Origin of the sequence: Lentibacillus saliphilus, assembly GCF_019093865.1 — a bacterium.
GTDB lineage: Bacteria > Bacillota > Bacilli > Bacillales > Amphibacillaceae > Lentibacillus_B > Lentibacillus_B saliphilus.
In genome coordinates this window covers 54,086-72,547 of the sequence record NZ_JABJXD010000007.1, presented here as the reverse complement: position 1 = coordinate 72,547, position 18,462 = coordinate 54,086, and the positions used below count along the sequence as shown (strand labels likewise).

General features: G+C 40.9%; 17 protein-coding genes. 12 read left to right on the top strand and 5 right to left on the bottom strand.

Features of this window, described 5'->3' with window-relative positions; all coding sequences use genetic code 11:
• Positions 1 to 24: 24 nt before the first annotated feature.
• From phaZ to HPC67_RS11750, 11 genes are all read left to right on the top strand, one after another.
• Positions 25 to 903: an intracellular short-chain-length polyhydroxyalkanoate depolymerase gene (gene phaZ, locus HPC67_RS11800; RefSeq protein ID WP_217588184.1), complete on the top strand. Its 879-nt coding sequence runs from the start codon at positions 25 to 27 to the stop codon at positions 901 to 903.
• A gap of 167 nt (positions 904 to 1,070) precedes the next feature.
• Entirely contained in the window at positions 1,071 to 1,814 is a 744-nt protein-coding gene (gene fabG / locus HPC67_RS11795; protein ID WP_217588182.1) for a 3-oxoacyl-ACP reductase FabG, read from the top strand.
• Between the two features lie 157 nt (positions 1,815 to 1,971).
• A complete protein-coding gene (locus HPC67_RS11790; RefSeq protein ID WP_217588180.1) occupies positions 1,972 to 3,471 on the top strand; it encodes an acyl-CoA synthetase in 1,500 nt (499 codons plus the stop codon).
• A gap of 63 nt (positions 3,472 to 3,534) precedes the next feature.
• Entirely contained in the window at positions 3,535 to 4,311 is a 777-nt protein-coding gene (locus HPC67_RS11785) for a 3-hydroxybutyrate dehydrogenase (RefSeq protein ID WP_217588178.1), read from the top strand.
• Positions 4,312 to 4,966: 655 nt separating this feature from the next.
• The gene (locus HPC67_RS11780) at positions 4,967 to 5,689 is read left to right on the top strand and encodes an HAD family hydrolase (RefSeq protein ID WP_217588176.1); all 723 of its coding nucleotides are present in this window, start codon (positions 4,967 to 4,969) and stop codon (positions 5,687 to 5,689) included.
• 100 nt (positions 5,690 to 5,789) lie between these two features.
• The gene (locus tag HPC67_RS11775; protein WP_217588169.1) at positions 5,790 to 7,358 is read left to right on the top strand and encodes an ABC transporter substrate-binding protein; all 1,569 of its coding nucleotides are present in this window, start codon (positions 5,790 to 5,792) and stop codon (positions 7,356 to 7,358) included.
• A 21-nt stretch (positions 7,359 to 7,379) separates the two neighbouring features.
• Positions 7,380 to 8,324, top strand: a complete 945-nt coding sequence (locus HPC67_RS11770; RefSeq protein ID WP_343327840.1) for an ABC transporter permease — start codon at positions 7,380 to 7,382, stop codon at positions 8,322 to 8,324.
• A gap of 4 nt (positions 8,325 to 8,328) precedes the next feature.
• Entirely contained in the window at positions 8,329 to 9,138 is an 810-nt protein-coding gene (locus tag HPC67_RS11765) for an ABC transporter permease (RefSeq protein ID WP_217588165.1), read from the top strand.
• 11 nt (positions 9,139 to 9,149) lie between these two features.
• Complete coding sequence (locus tag HPC67_RS11760; protein ID WP_217588160.1) at positions 9,150 to 10,130, top strand: ABC transporter ATP-binding protein; 981 nt, start codon at positions 9,150 to 9,152, stop codon at positions 10,128 to 10,130.
• On the top strand, positions 10,127 to 11,119 hold the full coding sequence (locus tag HPC67_RS11755; protein ID WP_217588159.1) for an ABC transporter ATP-binding protein: 993 nt from the start codon (positions 10,127 to 10,129) through the stop codon (positions 11,117 to 11,119). Before HPC67_RS11760 ends, HPC67_RS11755 begins: the two co-directional genes overlap by 4 nt.
• Entirely contained in the window at positions 11,097 to 11,918 is an 822-nt protein-coding gene (locus tag HPC67_RS11750; protein ID WP_217588154.1) for a metallophosphoesterase, read from the top strand. Before HPC67_RS11755 ends, HPC67_RS11750 begins: the two co-directional genes overlap by 23 nt.
• A gap of 176 nt (positions 11,919 to 12,094) precedes the next feature.
• On the opposite strand, the gene deoD is transcribed toward HPC67_RS11750, so the two are convergent.
• The 5 genes from deoD to dhaK all read right to left on the bottom strand — a co-directional run bounded on the left by deoD (position 12,095) and on the right by dhaK (position 15,886).
• Positions 12,095 to 12,799 carry a purine-nucleoside phosphorylase gene (gene deoD, locus HPC67_RS11745; protein WP_217588151.1) on the bottom strand — a complete coding sequence of 235 codons (705 nt, stop codon included), beginning with the start codon at positions 12,797 to 12,799 and terminating at the stop codon, positions 12,095 to 12,097.
• A 175-nt stretch (positions 12,800 to 12,974) separates the two neighbouring features.
• Entirely contained in the window at positions 12,975 to 13,688 is a 714-nt protein-coding gene (locus HPC67_RS11740) for a Crp/Fnr family transcriptional regulator (RefSeq protein WP_217588149.1), read from the bottom strand.
• Positions 13,689 to 13,919: 231 nt separating this feature from the next.
• Positions 13,920 to 14,297, bottom strand: coding sequence for a dihydroxyacetone kinase phosphoryl donor subunit DhaM (gene dhaM / locus HPC67_RS11735; protein WP_217588147.1), 378 nt, complete (start codon positions 14,295 to 14,297; stop codon positions 13,920 to 13,922).
• On the bottom strand, positions 14,294 to 14,881 hold the full coding sequence (dhaL, locus tag HPC67_RS11730; protein WP_217588140.1) for a dihydroxyacetone kinase subunit DhaL: 588 nt from the start codon (positions 14,879 to 14,881) through the stop codon (positions 14,294 to 14,296). The genes dhaM and dhaL overlap by 4 nt, the downstream gene beginning before the upstream one ends.
• 15 nt (positions 14,882 to 14,896) lie before the next feature.
• Positions 14,897 to 15,886 (bottom strand): dihydroxyacetone kinase subunit DhaK, encoded by a 990-nt coding sequence (dhaK, locus tag HPC67_RS11725; protein WP_217588138.1) that lies wholly within the window; start codon positions 15,884 to 15,886, stop codon positions 14,897 to 14,899.
• Positions 15,887 to 16,276: 390 nt separating this feature from the next.
• Here dhaK and HPC67_RS11720 point away from each other — a divergent pair, with 390 nt between their 5' ends.
• Positions 16,277 to 18,313, top strand: coding sequence for a methyl-accepting chemotaxis protein (locus HPC67_RS11720; RefSeq protein WP_217588136.1), 2,037 nt, complete (start codon positions 16,277 to 16,279; stop codon positions 18,311 to 18,313).
• The last annotated feature ends 149 nt before the right edge of the window (positions 18,314 to 18,462 follow it).

The following is an 18,462-nucleotide window of genomic DNA, read 5'->3' as shown; positions in this document are numbered from 1 at the left end:
TGTTTAAATAATAGGAGGGGTTTTATGCACATAAGGACAGTGACCTTAACAAATGGTGAAAATATGGCCTATCGGGAAAGAGAAGGTGGAGAGGACGTACTGATTTTAGTGCATGGAAATATGACGTCCTCTGTTCATTGGGATGTACTGATAGAAAAGCTGCCTGCTAGATTTAAAGTGTATGCAATTGATTTGCGTGGATTTGGTGCGTCGAGCTACGTTGAACAGATTACAGATATCGCTGATTTTTCCAATGACCTTAAACAATTTGTTGATCAAATGGGATTAAGAGATTTCTCCCTCATAGGCTGGTCAATGGGGGGCGCTGTTTGTCAGCAGTTTTGTGCAGATTATCCGGATTACTGTAAGAAGTTGTTTTTATTGGCGTCTGCATCATCACGCGGCTATCCGTATTATGCCTCTGATGAACAGGGCATGCCTGACGTAACAAAACGTGTTACGACTTTGGAAGACATCTATGCAGATCAAAAATGGAAAATGATACAGGATGCGTATAACACAAACAATTATTCCATGTTGAAGCAGGTATGGGACATGCTCATTTATACAACAAAACAGCCGAATCCAGATCAGTATCAAATTTATTTAGAAGATATGACGACACAACGTAATTTGGCTGAATGTTATCAGGCATTAAATCGCTTTAATATAAGTAATGTTCATAATGGTCTCGTTCAGGGAGAAGACAAAATTAAGGCAATTAATATCCCTGTCATGATCGCTTGGGGCGAGAATGATCTCGTCGTTACAAGACAAATGACGGAGGAACTCATAGAAGATTATGGTCGGAAGGCACAGCAACAAGAATTAAAAAACTGTGGACATTCACCAATGATTGATGACCTTGACCAGTTGATCGATACAATAGAAGCGTTTTTATAGTATGTGGTGCCTGGCACTACCCGAATAATGACGAATATTGTCGTTTTTGGCGAGTTCGGCTACGATCAATTCGACTTCGTTTAATGTATCGTGCGGAATTTTAAAAGCAAAATGTAAACGTTTTATTAGGAACACCCACCAATCGTCTTAATTGAGGAGGTTTATAGATGACAAGATTAAAAGAGCGCGTGGCGATCATTACAGGGGGCGCACAGGGGATAGGTTTTTCGACTGCACAGCGATTTGCTGAAGAAGGTGCAGTGGTTGTTATTGCAGATTTTGATCAAGACAAAGGACTGCAAAGTGAACAGGCACTACGCAATGAGCATGCACGTTGTAAATTTATCCCTGTCGATGTGGCTGATAGAACAAATGTAGATGCATTGGTAGCCACTGTGAAACAGGAGTTTGGTCGTATTGATATTTTAGTCAATAATGCAGGTATTACAAAGGATGCGATGCTGCGGAAGATGACGCCTGATCAATTCGAGCACGTGATTCAAGTGAATTTGTCGGGTGTGTTTAATTGTACGCAGGCGGTTGCACCAATTATGATTGAGCAGGAAAAGGGTAAAATCATTAGCACATCATCGGTTTCAGGTGTATATGGCAATGTCGGTCAAACAAACTATGCAGCAGCAAAAGCTGGTATTATTGGCATGACAAAAACGTGGGCCAAAGAACTAGGGAGAAAAGGGATAAATGTAAATGCGGTCGTTCCCGGTTTTACAGAAACACGCATGGTCGAGACGGTTCCTCAGAACGTAATTGACCAAATAAAGTCACAGATTCCGATGCAACGATTAGGAAGACCGGAAGATATCGCAAACGCTTATTTATTCCTTGCTTCAGAAGAATCTGAGTATATTAATGGTCACGCCCTTCATGTTGATGGTGGCATCATGATGTAAGGCATCTCTTCACAGGCTATTCCGATTCTGGGATAGCCTTTTCAACATGCTCTTTTGAGCACACTTTAATGATCATTTTTTAAAAATATCGTGTAACTGTTATGTAACTGAAGCGATTTATAATAACTGGGCACACTTCATCAGAGGAGGATTACGAATGAAAATGGATATGAATTGGTTTAACAGTCGTATACATTTAAAACCGAATGAAACAGCTGTTATTGATTCATGTACACAAGAATCTTGGACATATGACCAATTATATGAGCGCGCTAATAAATTGGCGAGCTATTTTACGCATATAGGGGTCCAAAAAGGCGACCGCGTCGCTTTACTGGCACCTAATCACATTAGTTACTTTGATTTTACGTTTGCTGCGATGACAATTGGGGCGGTTTTTGTTCCTCTAAATTGGCGATTAACGAATACAGAACTGAATGATATTATATGTGATTGCAATCCGAAGATGATCGGCGTCGATTCATCGCTTCATCAAAAATTACCGCAGCTCGATGAGGAAATCGTTTTACTAGACATCATTGATCATACATACATAGATACGATTAAGACTTATGAACAAAGAGAAGCTGTTTTAATACAGGAAAATGATCCGTTCATTATTATTTACACTGGAGGAACAACAGGTATTCCTAAAGGCGTTGTTTTATCACATCGCACGATTTTATGGAATGCCATTAATACGATTATTAGCTGGGGTTTAAGTGATGAAGATACAACTCTAACGACTTTACCGATGTTTCATACAGGTGGGTTGAATGTATTTTCACTGCCACTGATTTTAGTTGGGGGGAAGGTTGTGCTGACAGCGGACTTCGAAGCTGAAAAAGCTGTAGAGGATTTAATCGCATTTAAATGTACGACAGCTCTTTTCGTGCCAACGATGTATCATATGATCATTCAAACAGACAAATTCCAAGAGGCGAGCTTTCCAGATTTGAAGGTACTTGTCTCGGGTGGGGCCCCTTGTCCACAAAAAATTTATGAGGCGTTTGCGAAAAAAGGTATTGCGTTTAAAGAAGGCTATGGTCTAACAGAAGCTGGTCCAAATAATTTTTATATTGATCCCAGTGATGCAATGCGAAAACCCGGTTCGGTTGGCAAACCAATGTTATTTAATGAGATTAAAATTATAACTGAGGACGGGCATCAGTCGGAGAGCAATGAAGTCGGTGAATTACTAATACGAGGTCCGCATGTTTTTGACTATTATTGGAATCAACCAGATGAAACGGCACACACATTGATTGATAGCTGGGTTCATACTGGTGATTTAGCACGACAGGATGAAGAAGGCTATGTTTATATTGTGGGAAGGAAGAAGGACATGATCATCACTGGCGGAGAAAATGTCTATCCATTGGAAATTGAACAATGGCTAGAAGCCCATGAAGCTGTTGATGAAGCGGCAGTCATTGCTGTTCAGGATGAAAAGTGGGGAGAAGTTGTTGTCGCGTGTGTTGCTTTAACAGTTGAATTGAGTGAAGCCGCATTAAAAGCGTATTGCGCAGAAAAACTTGCTCGTTATAAAGTGCCAAAGCGATTTTATTTCTTTGAAGCCCTCCCTAAAACCCATGTTGGAAAGATTAACAAAGCAGCACTGAAGGATGGTTTGCAAAACAGTAGATTGATAACTTAAGACGCGTTAGGAAGAAGGCACATGTTTGATGAAGGATTCAGTTTATGGGGCGGTGTTATTTAATTGGTACAGGATAAAGTTGTCTTTATTACAGGAGCAGCCAGTGGGATTGGTTATGGAATTGGGCGTGCTTTTTTATACAATGGTGCAAAGGTCGTTTTTTCGGATGTGGATGGGGAGAAGGTTCGAGAAAAGGTGGAGGATTTTCGAACACATAACTATGATTGTCTTGGCATTCAGTGTGACGTGACGGTTGAAAGTGAGTTGCAAGCTGCGATCAATCAAACTGTTGCAAAGTATGGGACGGTTGACATTCTCATTAATAATGCCGGTCTACAGCATGTCGATTTAGTTGAAGATTTTCCCACCGAAACTTTTGAACGGATGATTAAGGTGATGCTCGTTGCACCATTTATCGCAATTAAAACGGTTTTACCGATGATGAAGGCACAAAAATCCGGCTCTATTATAAATATTGCTTCTATTAACGGCTTGATTGGATTTTCGGGAAAGTCTGCCTATAATAGTGCTAAACATGGTGTTGTCGGCTTAACAAAAGTGGCCGCATTAGAAAATGCATCTGAAGGTATTACGGTGAATGCACTTTGTCCAGGTTACGTTGACACACCATTGGTCCGGAATCAAATAAAGGATTTAGCCAGCACAAGACACGTTCCAGAAGAACGCGTTCTTGAACAGGTATTGTATCCGCTCATTCCCCAAAAGCGTCTATTAGACATTGAGGAAGTTGCTGATTATGCTTTATTTTTGGCAAGCGATAAGGCGAAAAGTGTTACTGGTCAGGCAGTTGTCATTGATGGCGGTTATACGGCTCAGTAGTAGAATCAGCTTGAGGAATCGCATGCTTTTTGTGATCTGCTTGAAAGGGCAAATTAAATGATCGATTGAATAGTGTTTCTCTCTAGCAGCTGACAAGCCGCATATGCGTCAATATGAGTGCATATGCGGCTCATCGACAATATATGCGGCTTGACAACGACATATGCGGCTGAAATTCGCAATATGCGGTGAAATAGAGATATATGCGTTTGTATTTCATTATATACGTTGGTTTTGTAATATATGCGGCTATAATGCATTATATCCGTTTGCAGTGGATGGGGCGGGGGGCTTTTTGGACATGCTGAGCCACGTTCATGATTTTGTTGTAAATTCTATCAATCTTTCTTGTAAATTTATTATTTTCTTCTTTGAAATAGTTTATTTAATCATTTACATCGTTAGGCAGAGCGAAGTATCCTCTTTTCATTTTAACCTTTTGTGAGCGCCTTCAAATAATTTCCTCCAAAATCGTAAATCTCTTCAAGTCCCATTCTGGCAACAACCTGAACCTAAGCCCATTTATTCACCACCCTAATTAACACAAAATTTACGGCTCATTTATATTGACTACACATTCACTTGCTACAATGACAGTGTAAGGAATCGGTATGCGGTACTGTACCGAAAATTAAGCTTAAGTGGAGGTGCTAGTATGACGTTTATTTGGTTTGACCTCGGATATACGTTAGCCCGGTTAAACAGAGAGGAAGTATTTCAACAGCATTTGGGTCAATTGGGCATTGACAGGTCGATATTATCAATTCAAAGGGCCTACCATTTAGCTGATAAGACGTTTATGCGTGAGTATCCAGGTGTGTTAGGCCATATGGATGCGGAGGCTAAACAGCTTTATAACACATTATTACACGAGCATTTAGAGGTAGATGTGTTACCAGGGCAGTTACATCTATTTCCAGGAAAAGGATTAAAGCAAATAGAGTGGCATGCTTTTCCAGAGACCATTTCCGTTCTAAGGCAATTGAAGGAAAAAGGCTTCGGAATAGGTCTTATTTCTAATTGGAATGAGACAGCTGACCACGTTCTAAAGCAAACGGGCATTCAGCCTTATTTGGATTATCAAGTCATTTCATCACATATTCAAATTGAAAAGCCGGATGAACGAATTTTTCAGTATGCATTGGATCAGGCCCACGTTTCTGCTGCTGACTGTTTATATGTTGGTGATAATTATTATGATGATGTGATTGGGTCTCGAAAGGTTGGGATGGACAGCATCCTTATTAATCCTTTCGGTAAGCTTGGAATTGAGGAATTACAAGATGTGCACACCATTTCGGGTGTTGGTGAACTCCTTGATGTATTAGAAAATCGAACATATAATAGTTTAAAGCGCGATGTTACTTTTGAAAATTGAGTAATTTATTGATAGTCAGTATATGAGATTTATCAGTATATCCTAAAAATAAAACGTTTTAGTTAGATGACAATAGGCATATTTAATGGAGGGGAAACTCATGAAATTGAATTTAGCTACGAGAACACTTACTGCTTTATTCGTATTTATTCTATTAACAGCTTGCTCTAACACAGATGGACAGAATCATGAAGCGAACGGCTCTAACTCTACAAATGGTCAGGAAAATAATCATTCATCAGCTGAGGTGTCTGGTGGTGTCGTGAGAATTGCCATGAGTACAGAGATTGATAATCTTGATCCATATGTGTCAGCTGCCACGGATACAATGTCGATGATGGATAATGTATTTGATGGATTACTAGATACAGATGAGTCAGGACAGCTTGTACCCGCCATTGCTGAAGACTATGATATTTCGGACGATGGCTTGCAATATACGTTTCGACTAAAGGATAATGTTGTCTTTCATGATGGGTCAGAGCTAACCGCAGAGGATGTTGTATATTCTTACGAGAAGCTAGCTGGTCTCAATGGTGGGGAACCGATTTCTTCTCAGTTTGAAATTATTGAAAAAATCGAGACACCATCTGATTTTGAGGTCATCATTCATTTGAAAGAAAGAAGCTCAGCATTTCTGGCCGCAAACATTCGACCAATTCTTCCGGCGGACTATGATAATCATAGTGAAAAGCCGATTGGGGCAGGGCCTTTTAAATTTGAATCTTACGTTGTTGGCCAAGAGCTGAAGCTAAAGCGAAATGACGATTACTATGACGTTGACAAAATCCCTTTCTTAGATGAAGTTCAATTCAAAATTATGCCTGATCCAGAATCTTCTATTTTAGCGATGCAAGCAGGTGAAATTGATATAATTCCAGGCATTAGCGCTCAAGGGCTTTTACAATTAGGTGATCAGGTGAAGACCGTATCAGGTCCCCAAAATATGGTCCAAATCATGGCGCTTAACAATTCAGTTGAACCGTTAAATCAAAAAGAAGTTCGTCAAGCGATTAATTTAGCGGTTGATAAAGATATGATTATTGAAACAGTTAGTGATGGAGACGGCATTAAACTCGGTTCTAACTTTAGTCCGGCAATGGATTTTTACTATGAAGCTGGTCTTGAGGATGTCTATGCAACAAATATTGCCGAAGCAAAAAAACTGATGAAAGCAGCGGGTTATGAAGATGGATTTGAATTGGAATTAACAGTCCCGTCAGATTATCAGTTTCACGTTGATACGGCGCAAGTTATTGTTGAACAGCTAAAGGAGATTGATATAGACGTCGACCTTAAACTCATTGAATTTAGTTCATGGTTAGAAAATGTTTATACAGATGAGCAATATGAAGCAACGATTATCGGTTTTACAGGAAAACTAGATCCATATGAAATTCTTAGACGATATGTGACCGATTATAAACGGAATTTTATTAACTTTGAACATGCACAATATGATGAACGTATTGATCAAGCTTTAAAAGCAACAAACCCGACAGAAATGGCTCGAATGTACAAAGACGCACAATCAATATTGACAGAAGAAGCAGCCTCAGTGTTTATTATGGATCCATATCGTACGATTGCCATGACAAATGGGTTAGAAGGTATGAAGATGTACCCGATACAAAAATTTAATTTGGAAGACGTCCACTATACCGAATAAGCTTAAAAAGGGGACACAAATGTGAGGTATTTTGCTTATAAATTCAGCAGTTTTTTGATGACATTCATATTGGTCTCGGTCATTATTTTCTTTGTCTTTCAAATGCTTCCCGGTAATCCAGCCCATATTATATTAGGGCTGGATGCGGATGAGCAGCAAATCCGAAATTTAGAAATCGAATTGGGTCTTGATCGACCGCTTCCTGAGCGATATTTCGATTGGGTTACTGGCATTTTTCAAGGTGATATGGGAGAGTCGCTGCGCTATCAGCTGCCAGTAGCAGATATTATACAAGACCGGCTGCCCGTTACGTTATCATTAACGGTTTTATCTCTTTTGTTAACCGTTGTGATTGGACTTCCGTTGGGGTTATATATTGCCCAAAAAGATGGAAAATGGACTTCAATCGTGCTATCCATTTTAACGCAGCTCGGGATTTCGATTCCGTCCTTTTGGTTTGGCTTTATGCTGATTTTGTTATTTGGCGTTGTTTTGAGCCTATTTCCTACATACGGATACGTTCCTTGGTCGGAAAGCTTTTTTGGGGCATTGAAATCATTCTTTTTACCATCACTTGCCATAGCGATATCAAATATTGCCGTCGTCATACGGTATTTACGGAATACGATTCTTGATCAAGCCAAAATGGATTATGTACGAACTGCGCAATGTAAGGGACTATCGGAAAAAGCGATTATGTACGGACATATTTTAAGAAATGGGCTCATTCCAATTTTGACGATTTTAGGCTTAACGATTGCAGACACTTTAGGCGGCAGCATTATCATTGAAAACGTGTTTGCGCTACCTGGTCTTGGGAATTTGTTGATTCAGTCGATCACATCACGTGATTTTCCATTGGTTCAGACGATGATCCTCTATTTATCTATTATTGTCGTTACAATTAACTTTATCGTTGATTTATTGTATAGACTTGTAGATCCAAGAATTAGGTCGAAAGGGTGAGATGATGACGAAACCTAAAAGTATACCGCTATTCATCGGTATCAGTTTAGTTGTGACGATAAGTATCACAATGCTTATTAGTTTTTTTTATACACCATATGATCCAAATGAAATTCATTCAGCAAGTCGTCTATCATCTCCATCAGCTGAGCATCTTTTCGGGACTGATAATTTTGGAAGGGATATTTTAAGTCGAATTATGGAAGGCAGTCAGACAGCTTTTTTAACAGGTTTTTCAGCGGTTTCCATCGGCTTAACAGTCGGGTTAGTTATCGGGGCATGTGCAGGCTATTTTGAGGGCTGGCTTGATGAATTGTTAATGCGGTTTGTCGATGCGTTGTTAGCATTTCCCGGTATCTTGTTAGCAATTATGCTCGTATCTGTCTTTGAACCTGGTATGGGAAGTACGATTGTCGCACTTGGAATCATGAGTATTCCAACCTTTGCGCGGATTATTAGAGGCAGTATCATTCAATATAAGAAATTTGACTTTGTTCAAGCAAGTATTGCAAAAGGTGCAGGCTCTCTGCGAATTATTTTTAGACATTTGTTACCGAATATTACGTCTCCGATTCTCGTTGCAGCGAGTTTGAGTTTTTCGGGTTCGGTTTTGGCTGAGTCTGGACTTAGTTATCTTGGGCTTGGCGTCCAACCACCAGATCCGAGCTGGGGGAGAATGTTAAAAGAAGCACAGCCATATATTACTTCGGCCCCCTGGTATGTTATTACGACCGGCTTAGTGATTACGCTAATGGTATTAGGCTTTAACTTATTGGGTGACGGCATAAGGGATTCAAACGACAACAGAGCGTAGGAGGAATGATGATGACAGATGCTTTATTGACAATTGATGACGTTAATGTCTCCTTTCGCTTTTCAGATGGACATTATCCTGCACTTAATCATATTTCATTTTCTGTATCCCAAAATGAGGTAGTCGGTATTGTTGGAGAGTCAGGCTGTGGGAAAAGCTTGACTGCACGTACCATCATGGGCATTTTGCCAGATAATGCAATGCTATCACAGGGATCGATTATGTTCGATGATACAGATTTGGCACGTCTCGATGAGCAAGAATGGCAAGCAATTCGTGGCAGGCGGATATCGATGATTTTTCAGGAGCCGATGACGTCGCTTAATCCGCTATTAACGATAGGCCGACAAATTGAAGAAGTGCTTAAGAAGCATACGAAAAAGACGAAACGGGATATGAAAGCGAAGACCATCTCGGTAATGAATTCAGTTGGTTTGCCGCGTGCTGAAGCGCTATACAAATCATACCCCCACCATTTATCAGGTGGGATGCGGCAAAGAGTTGTGATCGCGATGGCCTTAATTGGTGAGCCAGATCTTATCATCGCCGATGAACCGACAACGGCTTTGGATGTCACGATACAAGCTCAAATTTTAGACCTCTTTAAATCGTTAAAAGCGACCCGAAACATGTCGATGGTTTTTATATCTCATGATTGGGGTGTCATTCGCAGTGTATGTGATCGCGTAATCGTCATGTATGCTGGGCGTATTGTAGAGGAAGGGACTGTTGAAGCTTTACTCCAAAATCCCCAGCATCCCTATACAAAAGCGCTCATTCAATCAATTCCAGATCATACGAAAAAAGGGCAGATGCTGTATACCATTCCTGGAACGGTACCGGGGCTTAAGGAGCGTGGATCAGGCTGTCCCTTTGCGAGTCGTTGCCAACACAAACAGGCAATTTGCGAACAGAAATTTCCTGAACCAGTTCGCATGGGGGAACAGTCTGTTGCGTGCCATTTGTATTCGGAAGCAGGTGTTTTGGAATGAAGCCAGTTCTTGAAGTAGAAGGCATTCATAAATACTATCAGGATAAAAAGCTATTTGGGAAAGAGCAGTCTGTCGTAAAAGCTGTAAATGGTGTTAGCTTTTCTTTAAATAAGGGGGAGGCTTTTGGGTTAGTAGGTGAGAGTGGGTGCGGCAAGTCAACGACAGGAAAAGTGATTGCTCAATTAATTAAGCAGACGAGTGGTGTTGTTCGTTTTCAAGGTCAAGATCTTGCTGAACTGTCTGCCAAGCAATTAAAAGCGTGGCGAAAGCAGGTTCAGATTGTGTTTCAGGATCCTTATTCCTCGTTAAATCCGAAGAAAACATTGGAATGGATTTTGGAGGAGCCATTAATCATTCATAAGCTGGGTGATAAGACTTGGAGAAGAAAGCGTGTGATTCAAGTATTAGCAGATGTGGGATTGGATGCGTCATTTTTGAAAAGATACCCACATGAGTTAAGTGGTGGTCAAAGACAACGGATTGCCATTGCTGCCGCCTTGGTCTTAAAACCAGAGCTTATCGTTATTGATGAAGGTGTGTCGGCACTTGACGTGTCTGTTCAAGCTCAGATATTAAACTTATTGAAAAAGCTTCAGCATAAATATGATTTAACGTATATATTCATCTCGCATGATTTAAATGTCGTGCAATATTTTTGCGATCGAATTGCGGTTATGTATTTAGGTGAAATAGTGGAAACAGGAACGACAGAGGATATTGGAGATCAGCCTAAACATCCATATTCCCAAGCTCTGTTTTCTGCTAAGCCAACGATGGAAGGTACAACCGACCGGATTATTTTAAAGGGGGATATGCCAGACCCCGCTCATGCACCAGCAGGCTGCCCGTTTCATACGAGGTGTCCCCTTGCAATGGAACAATGTGGTCATGTGAAACCAGAACGTGTGCAAATGGCAGGTATGCACCACGTATCTTGCCATCTTTATGAGGAGGGAGACATGTCTCATGAGAATCGGCGTTGTATCTGATTTGCATATCGATGCAAATTTACATATGGTACCGGATCAGACGCGTTTTATTGAAGGTTTGAACTCAATTGTGACCGAAAAACAGATTGATGTTTTATTAATTGCCGGGGATGTGTCTGATGATTACCGGATGACACTAGATGTTCTAGAGACGCTTGATCATATTTGCCCAGCACAGGTTTTATTTGTTCCAGGTAATCACGACTATTGGTCCATTAATCATGATGTGAAGGACGCCTGGAAGATTCATCAAGCTTTGAGTGAATGGAAAGGAAGTTTAACAGAAAGGTCTTATCATTTAAATGACGATTGGGTCGTAATCGGTAATACAGGCTGGTATGATTATTCTTTTGGTAACCCGGCTTTTACCGAAGCTGATTTTAACGACATGCACCATATGGACCGAACGTGGAAGGATTCTAAATATGTTCAATGGGGTATGGACAATAAAGCAGTTCATCACTATTTTATGGGGAAGTTAGAGAATGAACTCAAAAGACATCGTGGCAAAAACATCATTATGATGACACATGTTGTGACACACCCGGAATTTATTGTTCCAACGCCACACCCACTTTGGGATTACTTTAATGCATTTCTTGGAAGTAGCGCGTATGGGAAATTGTATCAGGATTATAACGTGCGCTACGGGATTATGGGGCATGTTCATTATCGAAAGACAGCAAAAATAAATAATACGCACATGATCTGTGCGTGTCTCGGAAAATATACCGAATGGAAACGTGATGATTGGTATCAAGAATTGGAGGCGTCCATATATACGTTTGAAATTGATTAGTAAGATTTCAGAAGGTGATGAACGAGAGAACGAGCAGGGTACCCGATAAATCACTGTTAAGCCACAATATATATCCCAGCCGATCATTTTCGGCTGGGATTTTAAAAGGGGTTTCAGTCAAATTTATTTGTTTAATCGTTTTGTGAGTCGCTGAGCGTAAACAGCAATTCTTCAAGCTATTTTTGCTTAATAATTGTATCTAAAGCGACCTCAATCATATCGTTAAAGGTTGTTTGTCTTTCTTCTGCTGTCGTCTGTGCACCTGTTAAAAGATGGTCACTAACGGTAAGAAGCGACAAAGCTTTAACACCGAATTTAGCGGCTAAGTAATATAGAGCAGCCGTTTCCATTTCGACACCTAACACACCGTGATTGATAAGAGGTTTATAGTTTTTTTCTGAATAAAAAACATCTGACGATAAGACGTTTCCGACGTGAAGGTTGAGTTCTTTTTCCGTGCCGATGTCATGAGCATCCTTCATAAACGTAAAGCTGCCGATTGGCGAGAACTGATAATCAGTTATGCTATTGTTAATCATCGAGGAATCGGTTACAGCGGCTTGTGCCATAATCACATCTCTAATTGCGATATCCTCTTGTATCGCTCCGCATGTACCAATACGAATCAAATTTTTAACGCCGTAATCGTTTATAAGCTCGTGAATGTAAATCGCTGCCGATGGCATGCCCATGCCTGTACCTTGTACAGATACGCGTTCGCCCTTATACGTTCCTGTGAACCCGAGCATACCGCGAATGTCGTTGTAGCAAACCGCATCCTCTAAAAATGTCTCCGCAATATATTGAGCTCTTAATGGGTCACCAGGTAGTAAAACAGAGTCTGCAATATCTCCGCTCTTTGCTCCAATGTGAATACTCAAATTGATCCCTCCGTTAATGATAACTAGAAAAACGCTTTCTTAATCAGATCATAGCATACATAAAATGTGTTGACTGTTAGATAACTAACACTAATTTTGTAATCTATTTCACAGAAAAAGTGTTAAATAACGCACTGAATAAGCGTTTTTTTCGTCTGAAGGGCTTCGGAAGGTGTTAGTGAAACCATAAGCGCAGCTCAGGATTATCCTCTGTTTCCACGCACAGTGCCTTTAGTCCTTCTAAATCAAGAATCTGATATGTCTTGTGATGCATGTCGATGAGACCTTCATCTTGGAACTCAGACAACGTTTTGGAAACGGATTCTCGCGTCACACCGAGCATATTCGCTAGTAATGTTTGGTTGAGCTTTAGATTGATCGAGTACGTATCGCCTTCTTGTTCACCAATATTATAGTAAAAATCAATGAGCAAGTTGGCAACCTTCGTCCGGACATCTAAAAAACTTAAGTAACGAATAAGGCGGTTGAGAGAACGGACCCTTTCGGTTAGAACTGAGTACATGTGTTTTAAAACAGAGGGATACTGATCAATAATTTTTGAAAAGTCCTGTTTTGATATGCGCCATGTATGTAGGTCGGTCATTGCTTCGACTGAGGAAATTTGGTCGGAATGAAAAGAGAGGATTTCCATCTCGCCTAAAATTTCTCCAGTGGTGGCAATTCCAAGAACGATTTCCTTGTCTTCAAAATAGCGACAGACCTTTGCCAAGCCGGACTTAATAATATAAACATTGTCATTCGTATCGTTCTCAAAAAAAAGTATATGATTTTTTTTGAATTTGCGTTCCGTTAATAAAGGTTGGATTTTAGTCATTTCATCCTCAGGTATACTCGAGAAGATTTTGAATTCTTGTCTGTCAAAACGCATTGGGTGCTCAACCTCCTTATGAAATGGAACAAGTAAACGTGTAACTATGAATTTTATTATAGCAAGTTGTAAAAACGATTTCATTATAATGCTTGGAATGGTATGTGGTATCCTTCATCATATTGAATTATGTTAGGAAAGCAAAAAAAGAGCCGATGGAGGTCATCTAAAATGATGCAGTCTCGCATGGCTCTTTAAATAGCTTTAAAATATGCAGTTAAATCGCGTCAGTTATTTCACCGTCAACGGCTTTAATTGCTGCATGATCCGTTCAAGCGGTGCGCCACCTTGGAGAAGTGCCGCTGCTGTAAATGCGCCTTCTACCAAAGCTGTATCCATAAGATGAATCTGTTTGTCGGTCATTTCCATCACCATCTCGAGCGTCATCTTCGCACTACCTAAGTCGTAAAACGCAAAAATCTCATCTGCCGTATTTTCTTCAATTGCCTGTGAAATGTTGGTGAAGCTTGATCCGATATCACCATCGTCCGTTCCACCCGAATACGTAATCGGAACGTCCTTAGCACTTTCTTTCAATAGCGCTACGAGCCCTTTTGCCAGCTCAGGAACGTGGGACACAATGACGACACCAAAGTGAGCCTGAGTCATTGGATAATATCTCCTTCCAGCATGGCTTCAAAAAGGTATCCAGTAGAGACAGCGCCCGGGTCAAGATGTCCGACAGAACGATCAGCAAGGTAGGCAGCACGGCCCTTCGTCGCTTGAATATGTTTCGTTTCATGAACGGCCTCTTCGATCGTATGGTGTGTTAATGTGTTCGTGTCGAGCGCATCTAAGGCAGCTGCCCAGACATCTACCATCGTTTTTTCACCGCGTTCGGCTTTACCTCTTTTTTGAATCCCTTCGAGTCCTGCTTTTATAATAGCTGGTACATCTTCAGTTGATGCTTCCGCCTGCTTGGACATTGCGAGAAATGCTGAACCATATAAAGGACCTGATGCCCCTCCGACTGTGGATATTAAAGTCATAGCAGCGACTTTAAAGAGTTCGGACACAGACGTAAATGCTGTATTCTCCAATTTAGCTTTCATTGCTGTGGTGCCACGAGCCATATTAGAGCCATGATCACCGTCACCGATCGCTTGGTCCAGCTCGCTGAGGTAAGCTGTTTGTTGTGTGATTTTATCTGTAAATGTTACGAGCCATGTTGTTGTATTTTCAACTGTTAACATATCATATCCTCCTAGTTAAAAAGGTGCTGGTGTTTGTACGGGATGTTGTAGATAGGTTTTCCAATCAGCGTCAGCGAGGCGCAGGATTGTAAGCGATACGCCAGCCATATCAATCGCCGTCATATAATTACCTACTTTTTTATAATCGACAACCAACGCTTCCTCTTGTAGCATTGATTGTACATCGTTCATAAAAATAAATTGTTCCATTAAAGGCGTTGCACCAAGCCCGTTAACCAAGACAGCAATATGCTCGCCTTTTTCCCATTGGAGCTCTGACTTTAGTTGTGAAACAAGCTCTTGGGCGATGCCTTTAGATGGTTTTAATTGCTCTCTCCGATAGCCAGGTTCACCGTGAATGCCGATACCAAATTCAAGTTCATCCTCAGCAAGATCAAACCCAGGCTTACCGACTTCAGGCACCGTTGCAGGTAAAAGTGAGACACCTAGCGTTGCCATATGTGTGACAATGTCGTTCCCCATGTTTTTGAGTTGTGAGAGTGTTGCACCGTTTTCAGCTGCCGCTCCAAGAATTTTATGAACGAATACTGTGCCGGCAACACCACGTCTGTCTGATTTTTGACGTGGCTCGAGCGAAATATCATCGTTAACGACAATATGCTCTACGGATATGCCTTCCATTTCAGCAAGCTCTTGAGCCATTTCAAAATTCATAATGTCACCCGTATAGTTTTTAACAATGAGCAAAACGCCGGCACCCTGGTCAGCTTGTTTAATAGCTTCTAAAATTTGATCGGGCGTAGGGGATGTGAACACTTCACCACACACTGCTGCCGAGAGCATACCTTGTCCGACATAACCAGCATGGGAAGGCTCATGTCCACTTCCGCCGCCACTGACGAGCGCAACCTTCCCTTGGTCAACGAACTTGCGGCAAATGACGCCAGTATCATTTATTCGTGAGACAAGGTCTTCATGCGTATAACAGAACCCTTCGAGCATGTCGTTCAACACATCTTTCGGCTGATTCATTATTTTTTTCATGCGATCATTCCTCCTCTATTTTCCGTTACTATATCTATATTCCTAGTTTAGTAAAGTATGGCATAAACAGCAACAAACAACTCATTAGAGCACAACATCATAGCTAATCGTGACGGAATTGTTAACTTGTACCTAAAATCACATCAAAAGAGGTATTATCCTTCTGTGTATAATTGGTTTGGAGATGAAATCCATATATACTGAATATGAGAACTTAAATTGTGAATTAATGATCAAATCAAAGGAGTTGATGATTGGTAACAACGATTTATTGCAAGTGAACTTTTTCTGAAAAAGGATCCTCATACGAATAGAAGTCAATCGTAATATGATATGTGACATTATTTCATCTACGTTCATAAAAGACTCATAAGAAGGAGCGATCAATTTATGAAGAAAAAACAGGACAAAGTAAAGCAAGATCGAACTGTGAAGCCCGGTCATATGTATAAGAAATCATTAAAGAATAAAATTTTATTGCCTTTTTTAGTGTTAATCATTTTGACTGGGGCAATTATTTCTGTTGTGAGCTATAGAGCGAGTGTTGATACGACGATTGAGGCGTTAACCGGTAGTGTGCAAAGCCAGATGGACGGATTAGACGGTACCTTTGAGATGTATTTTCATGACGTTGAAAATACGTTGAATCATTTGTCATCTAATCCTTTAATTGTAGGTTATGTCCCGAGTCATAAGTCCCCGTTGCTGAACTTGTTGAGTGAATCAAAGGAGACACGTCCTTCAATTTTATCCTTATATATGGGAACAAAGGACGCTAAAACAGTTTTATATCCTCAAGTCACATTAGATGACGATTATAATCCAACCGAAAGAGGCTGGTATCAGGATGCGGCAGCGGCAGAAGGCGATATCATCTGGACCGACGCTTATACAGATGCATTTACGGGGAAGCAAATCGTGACAGCTGCGAAGGCATTTTATCAGGGGAGCGAGCTAGAAGGCGTTGTCGCTGCAGATGTTAGTTTGGAAGCTCTTATTGATATGACCGATGATATTAATATTGGTGACAATGGTTATGCTGTATTGTTTGATAATGCAGGACATTATTTATCACATCCAGATGATACATACGTCGGAAAAGATGAATCACAAGAAGCGTATTACCAAACAATTGTAGATACAGGTGAGCGTGGAAGTGTGGAATATCAATTTGAAGATGAAGATAAGGTAATGGCCATTGTCAAGAATTCAACAACAGGCTGGATTCTTGGAGGCGCAGTTCATGTTGAAGATTTTGAAAAAGATGCTCGAACGATCATAAAACCGATTTTAATGGGATTAGGGGGCGCACTCGTTATTGCGATCATTGCGTCAGCATTTATCGCTAGACGTATTACAGCACCAATTCAAACTGTAATGGAACGGATGAAAGCCATTGCCGATGGCGATTTGAGTCAAGAACCGTTACGTGTGACGTCTGAGGACGAAACAGGGCAGCTCGTCTTAGCAACGAATGAGATGAATGAAAAAATGAGGAACCTACTCAGCCAAATTCATGATGTGTCTGAGACGGTTTCCGGTCAAAGTGAAGAGCTGACACAGTCGTCCAATGAAGTGAAAGCAGGATCGGAACAAGTTGCCACAACGATGCAGGAATTGGCTGCTGGCTCTGAAACACAAGCACAACGTTCCGGTGATTTAGCAACGGCTATGCAATCATTTGTCAAAGATATTGAAGTTGCGAACGAGAACGGGGAGCATATTCGTACACATTCCAAACGTGTATTGCAAATGACAGGTGAAGGCAGTGAATTAATGGATGTATCGAAGGCACAAATGGATCACATTCATCAAATTGTTCAAGATGCTTTTGAGAAAGTACAAGGACTTGATCGCCATGCCCAAGATATTTCAAAATTGATTTCTGTCATCCAGGACATCGCTGATCAAACGAATTTACTCGCATTAAACGCGGCCATAGAAGCGGCACGGGCAGGTGAGCAAGGTAAAGGGTTTGCAGTTGTCGCCGATGAGGTGAGAAAACTAGCTGAACAGGTGTCAGATTCAGTCTCGGATATTACCGATATTGTGACTCGTATTCAAAGTGAATCAACCGTCGTGACCGATTCATTACAGATTGGGTATAAAGAGGTCGAAGAGGGAACAAATCAAATCGAAAAAACAGGGGTTAAGTTCTCTGATATTAATCAAGCAGTTATGAATATGGTTGACAATGTTCAAGCTGCGTCTGACAGTTTAAAAGAGATTGCAGCAAGTAGTCAGCAAATGAGTGTATCGATTGAAGATGTTGCCGCAATTACGGAAGAATCGGCTGCAGGTATAGAAGAAACGTCCGCATCCTCCGAACAAACGAGTGCTATTATGGAAGAGGTTGCAGAGAGTTCAAATGACCTTGCCAAGTTGGCTGAACAACTAAATGATTTAACCCATCAGTTTAAAATATAATGATGTTTTATATGAAAGAAGAGCCTGGGACAACATAGTTTAATCGATTGGAAATCAGAACAATACGACCGCTCCGGAAATATACTACGCTTTCCGTGGGCGGCTGGTGAGCCTCAGGGCAACAGGATGTTGGTCATGAAGGCGTTGCG